This is a genomic window from Micrococcus sp. NPDC078436 (assembly GCF_040702705.1).
Lineage (GTDB): Bacteria > Actinomycetota > Actinomycetes > Actinomycetales > Micrococcaceae > Micrococcus.
Genome location: NZ_JBFBLX010000005.1, coordinates 113,537 through 134,303 on the forward strand (window position 1 = coordinate 113,537; position 20,767 = coordinate 134,303).

The window sequence follows — 20,767 nt, forward strand, 5'->3', positions numbered from 1 at the left end:
TGTGTCTGTCATCACCCTACACCGACTGACACGCCATCTCACAGAATCAGACGCAGTCTCACCCCCTCTCCGCGTCCGTGGCACCATGGCCCGCATGACGACGCCCGCCGAGGACACCCTCACCGCCCTGATCCACCTGCTGGACCGCGAGGGCTACGACGCCGTCACGGCCGACCAGCTCGCCCGCCAGGCCGGCATGAGTCGGGCCAGCTTCTTCCGACACCTCGGCGGGAAGGAGGAGGTGGTCTTCGCCGACCACGCAGCGCTGCTCGCCCGCCTGGACGACTTCCTGCGCGGCACCTCCCTCGGCGTGCGGGAGGCCCTCGAGGAGGCGGTCCTCCAGGTCTTCCGGCACCACACCGCCGATCCGGACCGCGCCCGGGCGCGCTCTCGCCTGCTGCGCGGCTCCCAGGCGCTGCGCACGCGCGAGCTGCTCACCTCGCACCGCTACACGGAGCTGTTCTCCGGCTGGCTCGCCTCGGCCCTGCCGGACACGCACGCGCGCGGCGGGGTCGCCGTCGGGCTGGCGGCGGCCGTGGTGGCCGTCCACAACCGCGCCCTGCGGGCGTGGCTCCACGCCCCGGCCGACGACGCCGAGGCCGGCCTGCGCACGGACCTCGCGGAGGTCATCGCGCGGCTCACGGCCGAGCCGGCCGAGGCCGAACGGACGCTCGCCGCCGTGCGCCGGCTCCTGGGCTGAGACCGGGCTCTCAGCGGCCGGCGACCTGCGCGTTCTCCGCCCCGAACGCGGGCGGGTAGCGGAACTCGCCGGCCGGCACCTCGGCCCCGTCCTGGAGCGTGAGGACCTGCAGCGCCTCGGGCTGCCGGGCGAAGGCCGCGCGCACGCCGTGCTCGGAGGCCCGGTGGAAGCCGAACTTCGCGTAGTACTCGGGCCAGCCGTAGACCACCACGACCTCCTCGCCGTCGGCCTGCGCCTTCTGCAGCAGGGCGTTGACGAGCGCGGTGCCGGCGCCCTCGCCCTGATGCTCGGGCAGGATGCCGTGCGGGGCGAGGGCGAGCACCTCGGCGTCGTCGATGTGGGCCCGGACCAGGGTGCCGTAGCCCATCGGGTCCGACTGCAGGTCCGTGCCGGGGATCGCGGCGGTCATGGCCACGAGGGAGTACTGGGGCAGCCAGCCCTCCGCGCCGCCGGCGAGCTCCTCGACGAGGTCGGCCTCGGCCGTGGACGCGAAGGCGAGCTCGGCGATCTGGCGGACGGCGCGGCGGTCGGCCGGATCGTCGTGATCGGCCTCGCGGGTGGACCAGCGGTGGCCGAGATCCTGGCCGGCAGGGACGTGGGCGGCGCGGTGGCCGGGGGTCTGGGTGCTGTTCTGCTCGGCGCTCATGCGCTCACCGTAGCCAGGGTGTGACCCCGGATACAGAGACGGCGCCCTGCGTCACGCTCGTGACGCGGGCGCCATCGCCTCCTCCGGCCGGGGCGGGCTCAGTCGATCTGCAGCTCGCCCATCGGGCCGAAGCCCTCCGCACCGACCTGCTCGGAGATGATCTGGGGCGTGCTCGCCAGCAGCGGCCGCATCGCGTCCAGGCCCTCCTGGAAGTGCGGGGACGCGACGTGGGCCTGCGCACCCTCGTCCGTGAACCCCTCCAGCAGGAAGTACTCGTTCGGGCCGCCCTCCACCGGGCGGTACCACTCGAAGAACAGGTTGCCGGGCTCGGAGCGCACGTCCGCGGTGTACTTCGCGACGGCGTCCATCCACTCGCCAGCACGCTCGGGCTGGACGGTGAACTTCAGGTTGATGAGGATCATGCCGTCCATTCTGGCCCACCCGGGACGGCCGCGGCACGGCCTCGCGTCCGCCGGGCGCGGAACCGCCGGGCCAGCAGCCACAGGCCCACGACGACGGCGACCACCAGCACGGCGACCAGCACCGGCAGGAACAGCGCGGCCGCGACGAGGCCGGCGGCCGAGACGTCCTCGGCCGCCGAGAGCACGGGCGCGGCGGCCCCCACCGTGACCGTGTTGGCGCCCACGCGCGTGCCGGCCTTGGCCAGGTGCACCGCGAGCGCGATGCCTGCGCCGATGATCACCGGCACCCAGCCGGACCCGGCGAAGAGGGTGCCGGGGTCGTGGACCGCCGTCGTCTCGGCGCCGACGCCGGAGGCGAACACGATGCCGCCGGCCGCGGGACGCACGACCGTCTGGACGACGTCGTTGACCGCGTCCACCCCGGGGATCTTGTCCGCGACGAGCTCGAGCGCGAGCAGGACGCCGAGGATCCAGAGGGAGGCGTCGGCGGACAGCCACGTCCAGCCCGCGGGCAGGTCGACGAGCCCCGTGAACCGGTCCAGCAGACCCAGGGCGAACAGGGGGATGTAGGCGTTGAGCCCGGCCGAGGTGGCCAGGCCCGTGCCGGTGAGGAACTCGAGCACGTCCGTCCCCTTCCTTCGCGGGTCGCTCGGGGCGCCCGGGCGGACGCTCCGGGTCCGAGGACCCTCGCTCCCCAGTGAACACCGCCGGCCGTCGGGCGCTTCCCGTCCGGGGTCGGTCCTACCATGGGCGCATGCCCCAGACCGCGCACTCCCCCCAGCACTCCGCGTCCGCCCCCGCGCTCGCCCTGGCCATCGCCGGATCGGAGGCCACCGGCGGCGCCGGTGCGCAGGCCGACCTGAAGACGTTCCAGGAGCTCGGAGTCTTCGGCGTCGTCAGCCTGACGTGCATCGTCTCCTTCAACCCGCAGGACGAGTGGAGCCACCGCTTCTTCCCCGTGCCCACCGCGGTGCTCGCGGATCAGCTGGAGGCGGTGCAGGCGGACTACGCCGGCCGTCTGCGCACCGTGAAGCTCGGCATGATGGGCTCCCCGGAGACCGTCCGCACCACCGCCGAGGCGCTGAAGCGCCAGGAGTGGGACCACGTCCTGCTGGACCCGGTGCTGATCTGCAAGGGCCAGGAGCCGGGCCACGCGCTGGACACGGACCGGGCCCTGAGGGACGAGCTGCTCCCGCTGGCCACCTTCACCACCCCGAACCACTTCGAGACCGAGCAGCTCTCCGGCATGACCGTGCGCACCGTGGAGGACCTGACCGCCGCCGCCGAGCGAATCCACGAGATCTCCGGCGCGGCCGTGCTCGCCAAGGGCGGCATGCACATCGCGGGCCCGGACGCCGTGGACGTGTTCGTGGACGGGGACACCGTGGAGGTGCTCGTCCACCCGAAGATCGGGGAGGCCGGCGTCTCCGGCGCCGGCTGCTCGCTGGCCGCCGCCGTCACCGCCGAGCTCGCCAAGGGCGCCACCCCCCTCGAGGCCGCCCGTCGCGCGAAGGAGTTCGTGGCCGCGGGCATCGCCCAGGCCGTGGAGGGGGCCACCCCGTTCGCCGCGCTGTGGCAGGGCGGCCTGCGGAGGGCGCACGACCCCGTGCGCCCGACTGTGGCACCGGGCGGCGGGCGCGCGTGAGCGGGCGGTCGCACGCGTGAGCGTGGGCGCATCCCCCACCCCGCTCGCAGGTCTGGACCTGGCGGTCGCGACGGCCCTGCAGGTGGACCCCCGCGCCAGCTTGCGACGGATCGCCACGGTGCTCGGCGCCCCGGAGCGCACGGTGGCCCGCCACGGGGCGGCGCTGCTGGAGTCCGGAACGGTGCAGGTGGCCGGGATGCCGGCGCCGCCGCGCTGCTCGAGGACGGACTGTGGGACCGGGTGCCCCGCCCCGCCGCCGTGCTGGGCCAGCACGTCATGCCGGCGCGGGCGGGCACCGTCCGCTACGTCACCGGCGACGCGATGTCCCTCGCCGACTCCTTCCGCGTGACCAACCGCGGCCGGGGGGCGCACGGGTCCATGCCGGAGCGCTCGATCGACCCCATCCTCCTGGCCGCCCACGCGGTGACGCGGCTGCAGGGGGTCGTCTCCCGCGAGGTGGCCCCGTCCGATCGCGCGGTCGTCACGGTGGGGACCTTCCACGCCGGGCTCAAGGAGAACGTCATCCCGGACACCGCGGAGATCGCGCTGAACGTGCGCACGCCCACGCCCGAGGTCCGCGCGAAGGTCTCCGCGGCGATCCACCGGATCCTCACGGCCGAGGCGCTGGCCTCCGGCGCCCCCGAACCCGAGATCGTCCGGTACAACTCGTTCCCCCGCACCCACAACGACGTCGAGCTCACCCCGTCCGTGATGGACGCGCTGCGCGCGGAGCTGGGGGCCGAGGCCGTCACCGAGATGCCGCCGCTGATGGGCTCGGAGGACGTCGGGGCCCTCGCCGACGCGCTCGGCGTCCCGCTGGTCTACTGGTTCCTGGGCGGATTCGAGGGCGACGAGCTCGAGGACAACCCCGCCAACCACACCCCGCAGTTCGCCCCCGTGCTGGAGCCGACCCTGACCACGGGCGTCCACGCCGCCCTCGCCGGGATCCTACACGTGCTCGGCCGCTGAGCCGGGCGGGCGGGACCGGTGCCGCCGCGGGCGCGACGACGGAGCCGCCAACCCGGGACACCCCGCGGGGTCATGGCACAGACTGGGGTCATGGACACTCATCGCCCCGCCACGTCCGGCGCCCCCGTCCCCCCGGCCGACGACCTCGGCCTGACCGCCCCTGCCGACGTCATGGCCACCCGCACCACCCCGGCCCCGCCGGTCGTGGTGGAGACCCGCGTCCCCGCCCAGGAACGCGTCGAGCGCACCGTGGACGTGCGCACCACCACGCCCGAGCCCCCGGTCGTGCGCACCGTGGTGACCGGCACCGACGCCCCGACCCGCCGCGTGGAAGAGTCCTCGGAGTCCTCTCGCCTCCCCTGGCTGCTCGGCGGCGGCGCCATCGCCACCGGCGCCCTCGCCACGGCGGTCACCGCGGCCATGCGTCACGCCCGCACCCCGGAGCCCACCCCCATGGAGCGCCTCCTGCGACCCGAGGCCTACGGCCCCGCCCTCGCGGCCCTCGCGGCCACGGTCGCCGCCGCCGTCGGGCTCACCCGCTCCGCGCGCTCCCGCCGCCGTGAGGACGAGGCCGAGGGCGTGTACTCCTACGCCCCCCTCGTGGCCACCGCGGAGACGGACCGTCGCCCCGCCGTGGAGGACGCCTACGTGCCCCTCGCCACGGACGTCACGGACGAGGCCGACGACGCGGTGGAGACCGCGCCCGTGCCGGTGGAGGCGCGCGTCCTGGTGGAGACGCTGCTGGACCCCACGCTCTTCGAGGGCCGTGACCTGCCCGGCGCGGCCGCCCTGCGCGCCCAGCTGCCGCACATGCGCACCGTCGCCGACGCTGTCCGCATCCCCGCCGACGGCGACGCCGAGGGCATCGACTGGCTCCCCCTCGTGGTGGAGGCGGAGGAGGACGTGGAGCGCGCCGTGCCCCACGACTTCACCTGGCCCGTGCGCGGCCACTTCACCCATGAGGGCCAGCCGTTCGAGCTCACCCTCCTGGTGATCGACGGTGAGCTGGGCGCCCTGACCGTCTCCCCCGATGAGGAGTCCGGCCGCCTCGTGTGGGACGAGATCCCCACGGTGCAGACCTGGCCGGGCGTGCACCAGCTGTCCTTCGAGGTGGACGGCGAGCGCCGCTGACACCCTGAACGACCGGCGTCGGGCGACTCCCCACTAGAGTGGGGAGTCGCCCGACGCCGTCCAACCACGGAGTGCCCCATGACCACCCCCGCCCCGGTCAAGTCCACCGCTCGCGCCCGCCGCGCGGCCCAGCGCGCCGCCGCGGGCCCGCGTCCGCGCCTGCGGATGGGCCTCAACGGGTTCCTCGTCGCCTGGCTCGCGCCGAACCTGGTGATGGCGGCGATCGTGGCGGCGCTCTCCCTCATCCCGGGGCTCCAGGAGTTCGGCAGCCTCACGCCGCTGCTGAGCGTGGTCGGGATCGCGGGCCTCGTGGTGGGCCTGCCGCTGTGCCTGCTCGTCAACGTGGCCTTCCGCCACGTCACCAACCAGTGGGTCCACGTGCTGGCCTACGCCCTCGTGGGCATGCTCTACGGGCTCGTGGTGCTCACGCAGGGCGCCGGGGGCGTGCTGCCGATGCTCATCCCGGTGATCGGGTTCCCGGCCGGCGTGCTCATGGGCCTGGGCCGCATGGCCGCCCGGCCGCTCGTGGACGTCGTGACGCCGGGCGCCGAGGATCCCGCCGCGGCGTGATCAGCCCTGCGCGACCAGCTCGTTGCGCTTCGCGTTGAGGTCCCGCAGCACCTGCAGGCCCTCGGAGACGACGGCGTCCGCCTTCTTCTGGAGGTCCTCCTTGGCCGGGGCCCACGCGAGGTCCGTGAAGGTGCCACGCGAAGCGTCGAGCTCGGCGATGTCCTGGCGCACGAGCCGCACCTCGTCCAGCGTGTCGGCGTACTCCACGGAGCGCTGGTCGATCGCGTCCACGGTGGCCTCGGCGCTCGTCGGCGCGTGCTCGAGGGCGTAGGAGGACTCGTAGAGCTCGTGGTTGAGCGTGCAGTTCTCCTCGACGTCGTAGAGCCCCGACCCCCGGCCGTTCGCGCTCTTCCGCGCCGTCTCGTTGGCCTGGGCGATCTCCTCCCGGAGACCACGGCCCACGCCCTCGCCGGTGGGGGCCGCCATGCCCGCCTCCGCCATGTCCACGTTCACGGTGGAGCCGGCGAGCGTGAACACCGCCGACTCGGTGCCCTCGGGCGCCCCGTGACGGCTCGTCTTGACGGTGGCCACGGCGCCCTGCGGCAGGCGGTCGCGCAGCCACGCGTACGACTCCTCGCCCAGGCAGAACTCGGTGCCGACGCGCAGGCCGTCCGGATTGCGCGGGGCCGCGGTCACACCGGCCATGACCAGGGTCTTCTGCTCCCCGCCCGCGTTCACCACCACGGTGTTGCCGTCCACCACGGAGACGATGTCCACGCGGGAGCGCTCGTCCACGATGCCCTTGAGCACGGAGAGCACCCCGAGGAGCAGGAGCAGGCCCGCCACCCCGAGGAAGATGAGCAAGCCCTTCTTGGGCACCCGGGCTTGAGCGGCGACGTGAGTCATGCGGACTTCCTGCAGGTGGGCGATGGAGGGTGGGGGACGACGACCGCCCCGCGGGCGGGGCCGTCGGGCCCGGAGGCCGAGTCTAGCGAAGCGCCCCGGACCTGCCGTGCGGCGGGTCCGGGGCGCTGCGGCGCCGGGTGCGCGCGAGGGCGCCCCGCGGTCAGCGCTCGCGTCGGTAGAACGGCAGCGGCACCACGGTGAAGGGCTCGCCCTTGCCGCGCAGGTCCACCTGGAGGGAGGTGCCCTCGGCGGCGTGCTCGCGGGCCACGCGGGCCATCGCGATCGGGAAGCCGAGCGTGGGGCTCGGGGCGCCCGAGGTGACCTCGCCGACCCGGTTGCCCTCGGCGTCGAGGACGGGATAGCCGTGGCGGGCGGCCCGGCGGCCCTCGCCGCGCAGGCCCACGAGGACCTCCTGGACGTCGTCGGCGCCCACGAGGGCGGCCTTGCCCACGAAGTCCGCCTCCTTGACCGCCGGCACCGCGAAGCTCACACCGGAGGCGTGGGGCTGGTGCGCGGTGTCCAGCTCGTTGCCGTACAGCGGCATGCCGGCTTCGAGGCGCAGCGAGTCGCGGGAGGCGAGGCCGCACGGGGTGAGCTCGACGTCGGCGGCCTCGGCCGCCTGCAGCATCGCGTTCCACACGGCGGAGCCGCGGTCGCCTGCCTCCTGGCGGGAGTCCGCGGGCACGAACAGCTCGAAGCCGTCCTCGCCCGTGTACCCCGTGCGGGCCACGAGCACGGTGACCTCGCCGGCGTCGGTGGGGAGGCTCAGCGTGAGGTGGCCGTAGTACTTCAGGCCCGCCAGCTGCTCGGCCTGCGCGGGCATGGCGTGGGCCAGGATCGCCTCGGCGCGCGGGCCCTGCACCGCCACGAGGGCCGTGGAGGCGGACTCGTCCTCGACTGTCGCGTCCCACCCGGAGGCGCGCTGGTTCAGGGCCGTGTGCACCGCGGCGATGTTGCCGGCGTTGGGGACCACGAGGAAGTCGGGCTCGGAGCCCGCGGCGCCGTCGTCCCTGCGGTAGACGATCAGGTCGTCCAGGATCGTGCCGGCGTCCGTGAGGCAGAGCGCGTACTTGGCGCGGCCCGGCTTCAGCACGGAGAGCGTGCTGGAGAGGGCGTGGTCCAGCATGGCGCCGGCCTCGCGGCCGCTCACGCGGACCTCGCCCATGTGGGAGAGGTCGAACAGGCCCGCCGAGCCGCGGACGGCCTTGTGCTCGGCCAGCTCGGACCCGTACTTCAGGGGCATGTTCCAGCCGCCGAAGTCGGTGAAGGAGGCCCCGGCGGCCTCGTGGACCGGATGGAGCGGGGAGTTGCGCAGGGAGTCGGTCATGTCAGGTTCCTCTCTCAGTGGCCCAGGGACGCGGTGGCGGTGGAGACGGGTGCGTCCGGGGTGCCGGTCGCGGCGGCCGAGTCGGCGGCGGCCTCCTCGAAGGCCTCCGGCGGCGGGCACGAGCAGATCAGGTTGCGGTCGCCGTACGCGCCGTCGATGCGGCCCACCGGCGGGAAGTACTTGTCCATGCGCAGGCTCGGCACGGGGAACGCGGCCTTCTCCGGGGAGTAGGCGCGGTCCCACGACGAGGTGATGAGCGTGGTGGCCGTGTGCGGGGCCCGGCGCAGCACCGAGTCCTCGACCGTCTCCGGCGTCGTCTCGAGCATCTCGGCGTGGATGGCCGTCATGGCCTCGATGAAGCGCTCGATCTCGCCGAGGTCCTCCGACTCCGTGGGCTCCACCATCAGGGTGCCGGCCACCGGGAAGGCGAGGGTCGGCGCGTGGAAGCCGTAGTCGATGAGGCGCTTGCACACGTCCTCCGCGGTCACGCCGGTCTTGGCCGTGAGCTCGCGCAGGTCGAGGATGCACTCGTGCGCCACGAGCCCGTCGTTGCCCGTGTACAGCGTGGGGTAGAGGTCCGCCAGGCGGCGCGAGATGTAGTTCGCCCCCAGCAGCGCGTGCTCGGTGGCGTCCTTCAGCCCCTCGGCGCCCATGAGGTGGATGTACGCCCAGGAGATGGGAAGCACGCCGGCGGAGCCGTGCGGGGCCGCCGTCATCAGCACGTCGCGGCTCGGGAGGTAGGGCTTGAGGTGCTCGCCCACCGCCACGGGCCCGACGCCGGGGCCGCCGCCGCCGTGCGGGATGCAGAAGGTCTTGTGCAGGTTCAGGTGGGAGACGTCGCCGCCGAACTCGCCCGGCTGGGCGAGGCCCACGAGCGCGTTGAGGTTGGCGCCGTCGATGTACACCTGGCCGCCGGCCGCGTGCACCGTCGCGCACACGTCCTTCACGTCCGCGTCGTACACGCCGTGCGTGGAGGGGTAGGTGATCATGATGGCGGCGATCCGGCCCTCGTTCGCCGCGATCTTGGCGTCGAGGTCGGCGGCGTCGATCGTGCCGTCCTGCGCGGTGGCCACCACGACCACCTTCAGCCCGGCGAGCACCGCGGAGGCCGCGTTGGTGCCGTGCGCCGAGGCGGGGATGAGGCAGACGTCGCGCTCGCCCTCGCCGTTGGCCAGGTGGAACTGGCGGATGGCCCACAGGCCCGCGAACTCGCCCTGCGAGCCGGCGTTCGGCGACACCGAGACGCCCGCGTAGCCGGTGATCTCGGCGAGCTTGTCCTCGAGGTCCTCGATGAGGAAGCGCCAGCCCTCGGTCTGGTGGTCCGGGGCGTACGGGTGGATCGAGCAGAACTCGGGCCAGGAGATGGCCTCCATCTCCGCGGTGGCGTTGAGCTTCATCGTGCACGAGCCCAGCGGGATCATGGTGCGGTCCAGCGCCAGGTCGTAGCCGGAGAGGCGGCGCAGGTAGCGCAGCATCTGCGTCTCGGAGTGGTGGCTGTTGAACACCGGGTGCGTCAGGAACGCGGAGGTGCGGCGCAGCTCCCGCGGGATGGCCGGGGTGGCCACGGCGCCGTCGTGCGCGCCGGCGGGCAGCGTCCCCGCGTCGAGGCCGAAGGCGGTGAGCACGGCGGCCAGGTCCGCGTCCACGGTGGTCTCGTCCGCGGCGATGCGCAGGGTGTCCGCGTCCACGAGGCGCAGGTTCACGCCGTTCTCCTCGGCGGCGCGCAGGATCTCCTCGGCGCGGCCGGGCACGTTCACCGTGAGGGTGTCGAAGAAGGCCTCGTGGGCGACCTCGACGCTGCCGGAGCGCAGCGCCTCCGCGAGGCGCACGGCCTGGCGGTGGGCGTGGCGGGCGATCGCGGCGATGCCCTGGGGGCCGTGGTAGACGGCGTACATGGAGGCGACGATGGCCAGCAGCGCCTGCGCGGTGCAGATGTTGGAGGTGGCCTTCTCGCGGCGGATGTGCTGCTCGCGGGTCTGCAGGGCCAGGCGGTAGGCGGGCTTGCCGGCGTCGTCGTGCGAGACGCCCACGAGGCGGCCCGGCATGGAGCGCTGCAGGCCGTCCTTGACCGCCATGTAGGCGGCGTGGGGGCCGCCGAAGAACAGCGGGACGCCGAAGCGCTGCGTGGAGCCGACCGCGATGTCCGCGCCCTGCTCGCCGGGAGGCGTGATGAGGGCGAGGGAGAGGATGTCCGCGGCCACGGTGACGAGGGCGCCGGCCTCCTTGGCCTGCGCGATCACGGCGGCGTGGTCGTGGAGGCGGCCGGAGTCGCCGGGCTGCTGCAGCACGACGCCGCACAGGCCCTTCTCCTCGACCTCGGCGCGGACGTCCTCAGGGATGCCGGCGGAGAGGTCCGCGACGCGCACGTCGATGCCCACGGCCTCGGCGCGCATCCGGACGACGGAGAGCGTCTGCGGGAAGAGGTCCGCGTCGAGGAGGGTGACGCCGTCGCCCTTCTTGCGGTTGGCGCGGTGCATCAGCAGCACGGCCTCAGCGGCCGCGGAGGCCTCGTCCAGCAGGGACGCGTTGGCGATCGGCAGGGCGGTGAGGTCCTGCACCATCGTCTGGTAGTTCAGGAGCGACTCGAGGCGGCCCTGGGAGATCTCCGGCTGGTACGGCGTGTAGGCCGTGTACCAGGCCGGGTTCTCGAGGACCTTGCGCAGGATCACGCCCGGGGTCACGGTGTCCGAGAAGCCCTGGCCGATCATCTGGGTCTTCATGACGTTGCGGCCGGCGATCTCGCGCAGGCGCTCCAGCACCGCCGCCTCGGTGAGGGGGGCGGGCAGGTCCAGCGGCCTGGGCTGGCGGATGCCGGCGGGCACGGCGGCGTCCACGAGGGCGTCCAGCGAGTCGTAGCCCAGCGTCTCGAGCATGTGGCGGACGTCCTCGTCACGGGCGCCGATGTGCCGGGCGACGAACGGGGCGGACGCGCCGTCGCGCGGCTCGAGGCCGTCCGTGGCGGGCGTGTCCGCCGTCGTCTGGGCTGCGGTCTGGGGGCTGGTCACGAGCTACCTCCGGGGGATCCTGCCGGTCACGGCGTGGTCTGCTCCTCCCCGCTCTGTCATGGACCTGAGAGTTTCCGCCGGCCTGAGGGGCCGGCTTGCACCGTCGGTGGCCCCTGCACGGCCGCGGGTGCGGGCGCGACAAGGACGCTTTCCAGAGCGCCTGACCCCTCGCGGTACGGGTGCCTGAGAGATTCCCGGGGAGGACTTGCTCCTTCGGCGGCCGACCGGCGCTCCGGGCCCGGCAGGGCACGGGGCGCGTCGACGCTCTCCCGCGGGGGGCATGCGGCGTGGCTCGAGTATCCCACACGGTGTCGCGCGGGACACAGAGGCCGGGTGGACGGTCGCCCGGCCGGACGGGGGCAGGACGACGGCGGGCGACCCGAGTTCACCCGCCCGACGCCGGCCGTCCACCTGACGCTGAGCCGCCCGCCGACTCCGGGGCGCAGGATCGGAGCCGTACCCTCGCCACCCACCCTCCCGGAGGCCACCGTGAACGCCCTGAACCCGACCTTCTCCCGCCGCACCGGCCTGCGCACCCTGGCCGCCGCCGTCGTCGCGGGCACCGTGTCCACCGCGGCCCCCGTCGCCCTGGCGAAGACCGCCGCCGGCGCCTCGGCCGCCCCCGCCGGGGGCGACGGCTTCCGCGTCCTGCCCTACCTCATGGAGCCCACCGCCACCTCGATGGACCTCGTGTGGTTCTCCGAGCGCGGCGTGGCCGGCACCGTCGTCGTCTCCGGCCCGGGCCTGGGCAACAACCACGGCAAGGGCCGCACCCGCCCGGCGGGCACGCGCGTCTCCGCCCCCGAGCACCAGCCCCTGCTCGACTACACCGAGGCGGAGCTGGCCCAGAGCATCGAGGGCCTCGCCCAGGGCTCGTGGCTGCTGGGCGCGCAGAACTGGAAGCACCGCGTCTCCCTCACCGGCCTGAAGCCCGGCAAGGAGTACACCTACACCGTCACCCAGGGCGGGCAGCGCCACACCGCCACGTTCCGCACGGCCGACGCCGGCAACGGCTGGCACGACCTGCGCGTGATCGCCTTCTCGGACACCGAGACCGAGCCCTTCGGGCGCGTCGAGAACCGCGAGTGGGAGCTCAACCAGGTCACCCCCTACACCAAGGGCTCGCTGCCCCGCCCGGGCGAGGGCTCGCTGTGGCACCACACCTTCGGCTCCACGACGCGCTACGGCCAGTTCACGCTGAAATACCCCCTGACCCAGGACGTCGCGCTCACCGAGAACGTCCGCCACATCGAGGCCGCGGACCCGGACCTGCTGCTCGTGGCCGGCGACCTCGGCCAGGGCGGCGGCTACCAGCCGGGCTGGGACGAGTTCTTCCGCCACTTCGCGGGCGAGCTCTCGGACATCGCCTCGCATGTCCCGCTCATCACCTCGCTGGGCAACTGGGAGACCTTCGCCTCGATCAACGGCGGCTACGGCACCCTCGAGGACCGCTCCCCCGTGGTCCGCTCGCGCAACAAGTACCACGCCTACTTCGAGCGCACCGGCGCCGGCACGGACCAGGAGAACCCGCAGTACCGCGGCTCCTACTACCGCACCGACCACGGGCCGCTGACGATCATCACGCTGGACTCCACGAACGGCGTGCCGGACGAGTCCGTGGGCGCGGGCCTGCTCTCCGGCGAGACGTTCTCGGGCGACGACCGCAACCTCACGGCCGAGCGCATGCCGACCGACACGCAGGGCTCGTTCACCCAGGCCGCCTACGAGGAGGCCTTCACGGAGGTCTTCCCCGGCACCACCGCCGCGGACGCCGACCTCCCCGTGTTCAACCCCGGCCACGACCAGTGGGCCTGGGCGGAGCGCCAGCTCGCCGACGCGCGGGCGAAGGGGCAGATCATCATGGTCGAGTTCCACCACGCGCCCTACTCCGTGGGCGTGCACGGCACCCCGCCGAACCACGAGTTCCCGGACGACCAGTCCGGCGTCGCGATGCGCGTGTACACGCCGCTGCTGGAGAAGTACGGGGTCGCCGTCGTGATCTCGGGCCACGACGAGATGTTCCAGCGCTCGTGGGTGGACGAGGACGGCGACGGCGTCGGCTTCCACGCCTACGACGTGGGCGTGGCCGCGGACGGCCTGCGCGGCGAGCAGTACGCCAAGAACGCGGCGGGCGAGTACGTTCCGGTGCGCTTCAACACCCACATGGAGTGGACCGCCAACACGCACGAGCCCGAGACCTGGGCCGACGTGGACGGCGTGCGCCAGCTCGTGGACGGCGGCATGCACTACGGCCACCTGCAGATCGACCTGAGGCGCCGCGGCCAGGAGGCCGAGATGACGCTGACGCCGATGTACGTGTTCCCGATCCTGGACGCCCAGTACCGGCTGGTGCGCACGGAGCGCCGCGCGTACGACGACGTCCAGGTGGTCCGCTTCGACCGCAGCGGCGTGCCGAAGCCGCGCCGCTGACGGACACCGGTCCCCTTCGCCGACCCTGAGGTCCGTGCCGCGACGTCGAGGGCGTTGCGGCACGGACCTCAGGGTGGGCGCACCGGCGCAGCCGTGTCGCGCGGCCTCCCCTAGGGTGGCCCCGTGCGCGCATCACCCTCCTCCACCCCCAGGTCCGCCCCGCGGCCGACGGCCGGCCCCGCCCGCTCCGCCTGGCTGCCCGGCCTCGCGGTCTGCACGGTGCTCGGCGTCGTCTGCGTCCTGATCGCGGCGACGGCGCGCCCCTGGGTGCCCGCGCTCAGCCCGCTGCTGCTCGCCATCCTCGTGGGCCTGGCGTGGCGGAACCTCGCCCGCGTGCCGGCGACCCTCGCCCCGGGCATCGCGGTCGCGGCGAAGCCGGTGCTGCGCGCGGGCATCGTCCTGCTCGGGCTGCAGCTGGTGCTCGCCGACGTGCTCGCGCTGGGCCCGGGCGTGATCGCGCTGGTGGTGGCCGCCGTCGGCCTCACGTTCGCGGCGACCGTGGCGCTGGGGCGCGCGCTGGGGCTGCCGTGGGACCTGACGGCCCTCGTGGCCTCGGGGTTCTCGATCTGCGGCGCGGCGGCCGTCGCCGGCGCGGACTCCGTGGTGCGCGCGCGCCGCGAGATGGCGGCCACGGCGATCGGCCTCGTGGTGCTGTTCGGGACGCTCATGATCCCGGTGATGCCGCTGCTCATCGGTGCGCTCGGGCTCGACGAGCGGGTGGCCGGGCTGTGGATCGGCGCGTCCACGCACGAGGTCGCCCAGGTGGTGGCGGCCGGCGGGCTCGTCGGCCCGACGGCGCTCTCCGTGGCGGTCACCGTGAAGCTCGCGCGCGTCGTCCTGCTCGCGCCGGTCATGACGGGCCTGGCCTGGTGGGAGCGGCGCCGTCCGGCCGGGTCGGCCACGGGCGAGGACGCCGCCGTCCCGGGCGCGGATCCGGCCGCGAGCGTCACCCGGCCACCGCTCGTGCCGTGGTTCGTGCTCGGGTTCCTGGCCGCCGTCGCGATCCGGGCGACCGGCGTGCTGCCCGCCGGAGTCCTGGACGCCGTCGCCGTGCTGCAGCAGGTGCTGCTGGCCGCCGCCATGGTGGCGCTGGGCCTGAACGTGCACCTGCGCTCGATCGCCGCCGTGGGCCCGAGGCCGCTCGTGCTCGGCGCGGGGAGCACCGCCGTCGCGGTCGCCGTGGGCGGAGCGGGCGCGGCCCTGCTGGCGTGAGGGCGCCCGCTTCCGTGTGCGAAACGGGAGCTCCGGAGCAGGCCGCGTCGACGACCGGCGGCGCAACCCGCCCGCGTCCTCTGCGAGAGCGACCTAGGGTGACGACGTGCTCAACCTGTGCAGCCCCGAGCGCACCGTGCGCCGCAACCTCCACCTCGCCTGCGTCCTCACGGTGGTGGCGGGGATCCTCAACTCCGTCGGGTTCGTCGCCGTGGCCCGGTACACCTCGCACATGACCGGCATCGTCGCCTCGATGGCGGACGCGATCGCCCTGGGCCTGCCGGACCTGGTGGCCGTGGGAGCACTCGCGCTGACGGCCTTCGTGCTGGGGGCGGTGGCCTGCGCGCTCGTCTTCAACTGGGGGCGGGTCCGGGGACTGCACTCGCGCTACGCCAACATCCTGCTGCTCGAGGGCATGGGGATGCTGCTCTTCGGGCTGCTCGCCGAGCGCCTGCAGGACGCCCACCGGTCCGTGGTCGTGGTGGGTGTCCTCTGCTTCACCATGGGCCTCCGGAACGCGCTCATCACACGGATCGGCGAGTGGCCCGTGTGCACCACCCACATCACGGGCATGGTCACGGACATCGGCGTCGAGATCGGGAAGGCCCTCTACCGCAGTCCCGCGGACGCCGCGGACCCGGTCGTCGGGGAGCCGCGGCGCATCGCCGCCCTGGCCGGGCTCGTGGCCCTGTTCTTCCTGGGAGGCATGGCGGGCGCCCTGGGGTACCTCTGGCTCGGCTTCGAGGTGGTGGTGCCCGTGGCCGCGGTGCTCCTGCTGATCGCCCACCGGCCCCTCGTCCAGGACCTGAGGGAGGCGTGGCTCAGACGAAGGCCGAGACGCCCGTCAGGGCGCGGCCCACGATCAGCGCGTTGATGCCGTAGGAGCCCTCGTAGCTGTAGATGGCCTCGATGTCGCCCATCATCCGGGAGACCTCGTACTCGCTGAGCAGGCCGTTGCCGCCGAAGGCGTCCCGGGCGAGGGCCGCGGAGGAGCGCGCCAGGCGCGTGGACGTGGCCTTGCCCATGGCCGCGTGCATCATGTCCATCGTCCCCGCCTCGTTGAGCCGGTGCACCTGCATCATCATCCCGGAGGCCGCCGCCAGGTTGCCTGCCACCTCGGCGATCTGGGACTGGATCATCTGGAACTTGGCGAGCGGGCGGCCGAACTGCCGGCGCTCCAGCGCATACGCCCGCAGCACGTCGAGCAGGCCCATCTGCACGCCCACCCCCTGCCAGCCCACCCACATGCGCGAGTCCCGCAGGAGGTCGCGCGTGGCGTCGAAGGTGGCCGCGCCGGGCAGCTGAGCGTCCAGCGGCAGGCGCACGTCCAGCGTGATGTCCGCGTTCTGCATGATGCGCAGGCCCATCTTCCCGGCGATCTTCGAGGCCTCGTAGCCGGGGGTGTCCGTGGGGACCACGAAGCCCTTGATCTCGCCGTCGGCCGTGTCACGCGCCCACACGAGCGCCACCTGCGCGATGGTCCCCGCGCCGATCCAGCGCTTGGCGCCGCGGATGACCCACTCGTCCCCCTCCCGCGTCGCGGTCGTCTCCAGCCCGCCCGCGATGTCCGAGCCGTGCTCCGGCTCGGTCAGGCAGAAGGCGCCGATCGCCTCGAACCGCTCGAGCGGCCCCTGCCAGCGGGCCTTCTGCTCGTCCGAGCCCAGCTGCACGATCATCCCGAGGTTCAGCTCGTTGTGGATGCCCACGAGCGCGGAGAGGGAGAGGTCCACGCGCGCGATCTCCGCGTGCACGAGGTGCTGGAAGAGCGACGACGAGCCGTCCGTGAGCAGCCGCCCCAGGCCGAGCGCGGCCAGCCCGGGCAGGAGGTCGAAGGGGAACTCCTCGGCATCCCAGTACGGGGCCAGGCGCGGGCGGACCTGCGTCTGCAGGTGCTCCTCGATCGCCTCGAGTCGCGCGCGCTCGGCCTCGTCGAGGCCGTCCCGCAGACGGAGCAGGTCCACGTGCGGCAGGGCGGAGGGCGAGGGGGTGGCGGGGCTGGTCAACGGTGTCTCCTTCGGGCGCGGCGGACGCACGAGCCGGCGGCCGCCGACGTCTTCGCGTCAGTCCGACTGTAGGACTTCCGACTATCCATGTCTGTGAGTAGTGTTGCAGATCACAGCGGACATCGGCCACGGGCGGCCCGCGCCCCTGCCGCCCGCCCCGACGAGGAGGACTCCCTTGACCACCCCGGACACCACTCCCCAGGCCCCCGCCACCACAGACCAGAGCGAGGTCACCGCGGCGTTCCGCGCCGCCCGCGACCTCCTCGTCGAGTGCCAGACCGACTATGCCCGGGCCCGCGCCGAGTTCGCGTGGCCCCGCTTCGAGCACTTCAACTTCGGATTCGACTGGTTCGACCAGCTGGCGAAGGACCCCGCCCGCGCGGACGTGCCCGCCCTGATCATCGCGGAGGACGACGGGCGCAGCACCGAGCGGACCTTCGCGGAGCTCTCCGCCGCCTCGAACCGCGTGGCCACCTGGCTCACCGAGCAGGGCCTGCGCCGTGGCGAGCGCCTGATCCTCATGCTGAACAACCAGGTGGAGCTGTGGGAGTTCATGCTCGCGTGCATCAAGCTGCGCGTCGTCATGATCCCCACCACCACGCAGATGACGTCGGCCGACCTCGAGGACCGCGTCGAGCGCGCCGAGGCCTCGTGGGCCGTGGCCGGCGCCGAGGACCTCGCCAAGTTCGCGGGGGTGGGCGAGGGCCTGCGCCTCGTGCACGTCCCCGGCGTCTTCGCCGAGGGTGCGGACCGCACGGCCCCTCGAGTCGCCGGCCACACGGTGCTCTCCTACGACGACGCCGCCTCCTCCTCCTCGGAGCTGGCCCCGGACGAGCCGACGCCGGCCGAGGAGACGCTGCTGTTCTACTTCACGTCCGGCACCACCTCGAAGCCCAAGCTCGTGGAGCACACCCACACCTCCTACCCCGTGGGCCACCTGACCACGGTGTACTGGATCGGCCTCGAGCCCGGCGACGTGCACCTGAACGTGGCCTCGCCGGGGTGGGCCAAGCACGCGTGGTCCAACGTCTTCGCCCCGTGGATCGCGGAGGCCACGATCTTCGTGCACAACGCCCGCAAGTTCGACCCCGCCTCCCTCATGGCGAACATGGCCCGCTACGGGGTCACGAGCTTCTGCGCCCCGCCCACCGTGTGGCGCATGCTGATCAAGGCGGACATGACCCAGCTGGCCACCCCGCCGACGAAGGCGATCTCCGCCGGCGAGCCCCTGAACGCCGAGGTCATCGACCAGGTCCAGAAGGCCTGGGGCGCCACGATCCGCGACGGGTTCGGGATGACCGAGACCACCCTCCAGGTGGCCAACACGCCGGGGCAGAAGGTCGTCATCGGTTCCATGGGCCGCCCCCTGCCCGGCATGGACGTGGTCCTCATCGACCCGCTGACCGGCGCGGAGGCCGCGGAGGGCGAGATCTGCCTCCGCCTGGACCCGCGCCCCGTGGGCCTGCTGAAGTCCTACTACGGCAACCAGGAGAAGACCGACGACGTCTTCCGCGACGGCGTCTTCCACACCGGCGACATCGCCTCCCGCGACGAGAACGGCGTGCTGACCTATGTGGGCCGCGCCGACGACGTGTTCAAGTCCTCCGACTACAAGGTCTCCCCGTTCGAGCTCGAGTCGGTGCTCGTGCAGCACGCGGCCGTCATGGAGGCGGCCATCGTGCCGACCCCGGACGAGGTGCGCCTGGCCGTGCCCAAGGCGTTCGTGACCCTCGCCCCCGGCCACGAGCCCACGGCGGAGACGGCCCGGGCGATCCTGCAGTACACGCTCACGCAGCTGCCCCCGTACAAGCGGATCCGCCGCATCGAGTTCCTCGAGCTGCCCAAGACCATCTCGGGCAAGATCCGCCGCGTGGAGCTGCGCAAGGCGGAGGTCTCCCGGTCCGAGACCGGCGAGGCCCCCGAGGGCTACGGCGCCGAGTACCGCGAGGAGGACCTGGACCTGCAGCGCTGACTAGGCTGGGATCCATGACCGTCAACAGCACGCCCCTGACCAAGGACCCCATCGCGGAGGCCGCCCTGAACTGGGAGCGCCACGGATGGGGCGAGGTCGCGGCCCCGATGGCGGCGGTCACCTCGATCATGCGCGCCCAGCAGATCTTCCTGGCGCGCACGCAGACGGTGCTCAAGCCGTTCAGCCTGACGTTCGCCCGCTACGAGCTGCTCGCCCTCCTGAACTTCTCCCGGGAGAAGCGGCTGCTCATGTCCAAGGCGAGCGCGCTCCTGCAGGTGCACCCCACGTCCGTGACCAACGCGGTGGACCGCCTCGAGGCCGCGGGCCTCGTGGAGCGCCGGCCGCACGAGTCCGACCGTCGGGCCCTCGTGCTGGTGCTCACGGACGAGGGCACGAGGGTGGCCGCGGAGGCCACGGAGGCGCTCAACGCGGAGGTGTTCGGGCAGACGGGCTTCGAGGACGGCGACGTCGCGCAGCTCAACGAGATCCTCGCCCGCTTCCGGGCCCAGGCGGGGGACTTCGAGGCCGGGGACGGCGCGGAGAGCCCGGCCGGGCGGGACCGATGAGCGGGACGCCCGCGGACGTCCGCTGCTCCGCCGGCAGGATCCCCGGCGCGAAGGACGTGCGGGCGCTCTACGACTCCGTCGGCTGGTCCGCCTACACCGACGACCTCGACTCCCTGATGCGCGGGCTCGCCGGCTCGGCGCACGTGGTGACGGCGTGGAGGGACGAGCGCCTCGTGGGCCTGGCCCGCGTGATCTCGGACGGCCACACCATCGCGTACCTGCAGGACGTGCTGGTCGATCCGGAGCACCAGCGCCGCGGGATCGCCTCCGAGCTGGTCGGCAGGGCGTTCGCGCCGTTCGCGTCCGTCCGTCAGCACGTCCTCATGACGGACGCCGAGGAGAGGCAGCGCGCCTTCTACGAGTCCCTGGGGTTCCGGGAGATCCGAGACGTCCCGCACGGCGGCATGCGCGGCTTCGTCCGCTTCTCGTGAACGGGCCCGCCCCGTTGTCCGCCCGGGCAGCCAAGCCCCGCCGGACGGCTCAGCGGGGCTCGAGGCGCACGGCGCCGTCGAGGCGGATGACCTCGCCGTTGAGGAACGGGTTGGCCACGATCTGCTCCACGAGCAGGGCGTAGTCGTCCGGGCGGCCCAGGCGGGCGGGATGCGGGGTCTTCGTGGCGAGCGCCTCGCGCGCGGCCTCGGGCAGGCCGGCCATCATCGGAGTCTCCATCAGGCCCGGCGCGATCGTCACCACGCGGATCGCGCTCTGGGCGAGCTCGCGCGCGGCAGGGAGGGTCATCGAGACCACGGCGCCCTTCGACGCGGCGTAGGCGATCTGCCCGATCTGGCCGTCGTAGGCGGCCACGGAGGCGGTGTTGACGATCACGCCGCGGTCCTCGCCCCACAGCTCCTGCCCCTGCATCGCCTGCGCGGCACGGGCCATGAAGTTCACGGTGCCCACGGTGTTGATCGCGAGGACGCGCGCCAGCGTCTCGGCCGGCAGCGGGCCCTCGCGGCCCACGAGCTTGCCGGGGGTGGCCACGCCGGCGCAGTTGACCAGGACGCGCAGGGGCGCGAGCTCGGCGGCCGCAGCGACGGCGGCCTCCGCCGCCGCCTCCTGGGTGACGTCGCCGGGGACGAACCGCGCCCGCTCGCCCAGGGAGGCCACGGCGTCGGCGCGGAGGGTCTCCCCCTCACGGTCCGGCAGGTCCACCACCACGACGGCGACGCCCGCCTCCGCGAGCCGGCGCGCCGTGGCGTGGCCGAGGCCGGAGGCGCCTCCCGTGACGATGGCGCTGGCGTTCTTCAGGTCCATGAGGGCTCCTCACCTCGGGCCGGGGATTACTCCCGGCGCTCGATAGTTGCATGTCCTACGTTCTCGCCA

General features: G+C 73.6%; 19 protein-coding genes and 1 riboswitch. Of the genes, 11 read left to right on the forward strand and 8 right to left on the reverse strand.

The genetic code is table 11. From position 1 onward, the window contains the following. Nucleotides 1-94 precede the first annotated feature (94 nt). The gene (locus AB0302_RS04815) at nt 95-700 is read left to right on the forward strand and encodes a helix-turn-helix domain-containing protein (protein ID WP_366370697.1); all 606 of its coding nucleotides are present in this window, start codon (nt 95-97) and stop codon (nt 698-700) included. Nucleotides 701-710: 10 nt separating this feature from the next. Here AB0302_RS04815 and AB0302_RS04820 read toward each other — a convergent pair whose 3' ends face one another. The 3 genes from AB0302_RS04820 to AB0302_RS04830 form a co-directional block, all read right to left on the reverse strand. Continuing rightward, nucleotides 711-1,346, reverse strand: coding sequence for an N-acetyltransferase (locus AB0302_RS04820; protein WP_343282214.1), 636 nt, complete (start codon nt 1,344-1,346; stop codon nt 711-713). A 98-nt stretch (nt 1,347-1,444) separates the two neighbouring features. Beyond that, entirely contained in the window at nt 1,445-1,768 is a 324-nt protein-coding gene (locus tag AB0302_RS04825) for a putative quinol monooxygenase (RefSeq protein ID WP_366370698.1), read from the reverse strand. Further along, nucleotides 1,765-2,391 (reverse strand): DUF4126 domain-containing protein, encoded by a 627-nt coding sequence (locus AB0302_RS04830; protein WP_366370699.1) that lies wholly within the window; start codon nt 2,389-2,391, stop codon nt 1,765-1,767. The genes AB0302_RS04825 and AB0302_RS04830 overlap by 4 nt, the downstream gene beginning before the upstream one ends. 131 nt (nt 2,392-2,522) lie before the next feature. Here AB0302_RS04830 and AB0302_RS04835 point away from each other — a divergent pair, with 131 nt between their 5' ends. From AB0302_RS04835 to AB0302_RS04850, 4 genes are all read left to right on the forward strand, one after another. After that, nucleotides 2,523-3,413: a hydroxymethylpyrimidine/phosphomethylpyrimidine kinase gene (locus AB0302_RS04835; protein WP_366370700.1), complete on the forward strand. Its 891-nt coding sequence runs from the start codon at nt 2,523-2,525 to the stop codon at nt 3,411-3,413. 240 nt (nt 3,414-3,653) lie between these two features. Further along, nucleotides 3,654-4,382 (forward strand): peptidase dimerization domain-containing protein, encoded by a 729-nt coding sequence (locus tag AB0302_RS04840; RefSeq protein ID WP_366370701.1) that lies wholly within the window; start codon nt 3,654-3,656, stop codon nt 4,380-4,382. Between the two features lie 90 nt (nt 4,383-4,472). Next, nucleotides 4,473-5,513, forward strand: a complete 1,041-nt coding sequence (locus AB0302_RS04845; RefSeq protein WP_366370702.1) for a hypothetical protein — start codon at nt 4,473-4,475, stop codon at nt 5,511-5,513. Nucleotides 5,514-5,591: 78 nt separating this feature from the next. Next, a complete protein-coding gene (locus AB0302_RS04850) occupies nt 5,592-6,083 on the forward strand; it encodes a hypothetical protein (protein WP_248116598.1) in 492 nt (163 codons plus the stop codon). Here AB0302_RS04850 and AB0302_RS04855 read toward each other — a convergent pair whose 3' ends face one another. The 3 genes from AB0302_RS04855 to gcvP form a co-directional block, all read right to left on the reverse strand. Further along, a complete protein-coding gene (locus AB0302_RS04855) occupies nt 6,084-6,929 on the reverse strand; it encodes a nuclease (protein ID WP_248116596.1) in 846 nt (281 codons plus the stop codon). A gap of 160 nt (nt 6,930-7,089) precedes the next feature. Then, nucleotides 7,090-8,256 (reverse strand): glycine cleavage system aminomethyltransferase GcvT, encoded by a 1,167-nt coding sequence (gcvT, locus tag AB0302_RS04860; RefSeq protein ID WP_366370703.1) that lies wholly within the window; start codon nt 8,254-8,256, stop codon nt 7,090-7,092. A 14-nt stretch (nt 8,257-8,270) separates the two neighbouring features. Further along, nucleotides 8,271-11,261 carry an aminomethyl-transferring glycine dehydrogenase gene (gene gcvP / locus AB0302_RS04865; RefSeq protein WP_319075535.1) on the reverse strand — a complete coding sequence of 997 codons (2,991 nt, stop codon included), beginning with the start codon at nt 11,259-11,261 and terminating at the stop codon, nt 8,271-8,273. A gap of 161 nt (nt 11,262-11,422) precedes the next feature. Continuing rightward, nucleotides 11,423-11,543: riboswitch (glycine riboswitch) on the reverse strand. 207 nt (nt 11,544-11,750) lie between these two features. Here gcvP and AB0302_RS04870 point away from each other — a divergent pair. From AB0302_RS04870 to AB0302_RS04880, 3 genes are all read left to right on the forward strand, one after another. Continuing rightward, nucleotides 11,751-13,691: a metallophosphoesterase gene (locus AB0302_RS04870; protein WP_366370704.1), complete on the forward strand. Its 1,941-nt coding sequence runs from the start codon at nt 11,751-11,753 to the stop codon at nt 13,689-13,691. A gap of 123 nt (nt 13,692-13,814) precedes the next feature. Next, entirely contained in the window at nt 13,815-14,903 is a 1,089-nt protein-coding gene (locus tag AB0302_RS04875; protein ID WP_366370705.1) for a putative sulfate exporter family transporter, read from the forward strand. Nucleotides 14,904-15,009: 106 nt separating this feature from the next. Beyond that, on the forward strand, nt 15,010-15,777 hold the full coding sequence (locus AB0302_RS04880) for a YoaK family protein (protein WP_319075529.1): 768 nt from the start codon (nt 15,010-15,012) through the stop codon (nt 15,775-15,777). Here the strand turns inward: AB0302_RS04880 and AB0302_RS04885 are convergent. Further along, nucleotides 15,725-16,906 (reverse strand): acyl-CoA dehydrogenase family protein, encoded by a 1,182-nt coding sequence (locus AB0302_RS04885; protein ID WP_366370706.1) that lies wholly within the window; start codon nt 16,904-16,906, stop codon nt 15,725-15,727. The two genes, AB0302_RS04880 and AB0302_RS04885, sit on opposite strands and share 53 nt — an antisense overlap. Nucleotides 16,907-17,081: 175 nt before the next feature. Between AB0302_RS04885 and AB0302_RS04890 the strand changes: the two genes are divergently transcribed. Genes AB0302_RS04890 through AB0302_RS04900 form a run of 3 tightly spaced genes read left to right on the forward strand, consistent with a single transcriptional unit; the run spans nt 17,082 to nt 19,875 of the window. Then, the gene (locus tag AB0302_RS04890; protein WP_366370707.1) at nt 17,082-18,878 is read left to right on the forward strand and encodes an AMP-binding protein; all 1,797 of its coding nucleotides are present in this window, start codon (nt 17,082-17,084) and stop codon (nt 18,876-18,878) included. 14 nt (nt 18,879-18,892) lie between these two features. Then, on the forward strand, nt 18,893-19,444 hold the full coding sequence (locus AB0302_RS04895; protein WP_366370708.1) for a MarR family transcriptional regulator: 552 nt from the start codon (nt 18,893-18,895) through the stop codon (nt 19,442-19,444). Then, nucleotides 19,441-19,875 carry a GNAT family N-acetyltransferase gene (locus AB0302_RS04900; protein WP_366370709.1) on the forward strand — a complete coding sequence of 145 codons (435 nt, stop codon included), beginning with the start codon at nt 19,441-19,443 and terminating at the stop codon, nt 19,873-19,875. The genes AB0302_RS04895 and AB0302_RS04900 overlap by 4 nt, the downstream gene beginning before the upstream one ends. Before the next feature lie 49 nt (nt 19,876-19,924). Here the strand turns inward: AB0302_RS04900 and AB0302_RS04905 are convergent, their stop codons facing one another. Beyond that, nucleotides 19,925-20,698: an SDR family NAD(P)-dependent oxidoreductase gene (locus AB0302_RS04905; protein ID WP_366370710.1), complete on the reverse strand. Its 774-nt coding sequence runs from the start codon at nt 20,696-20,698 to the stop codon at nt 19,925-19,927. Between the last annotated feature and the right edge of the window lie 69 nt (nt 20,699-20,767).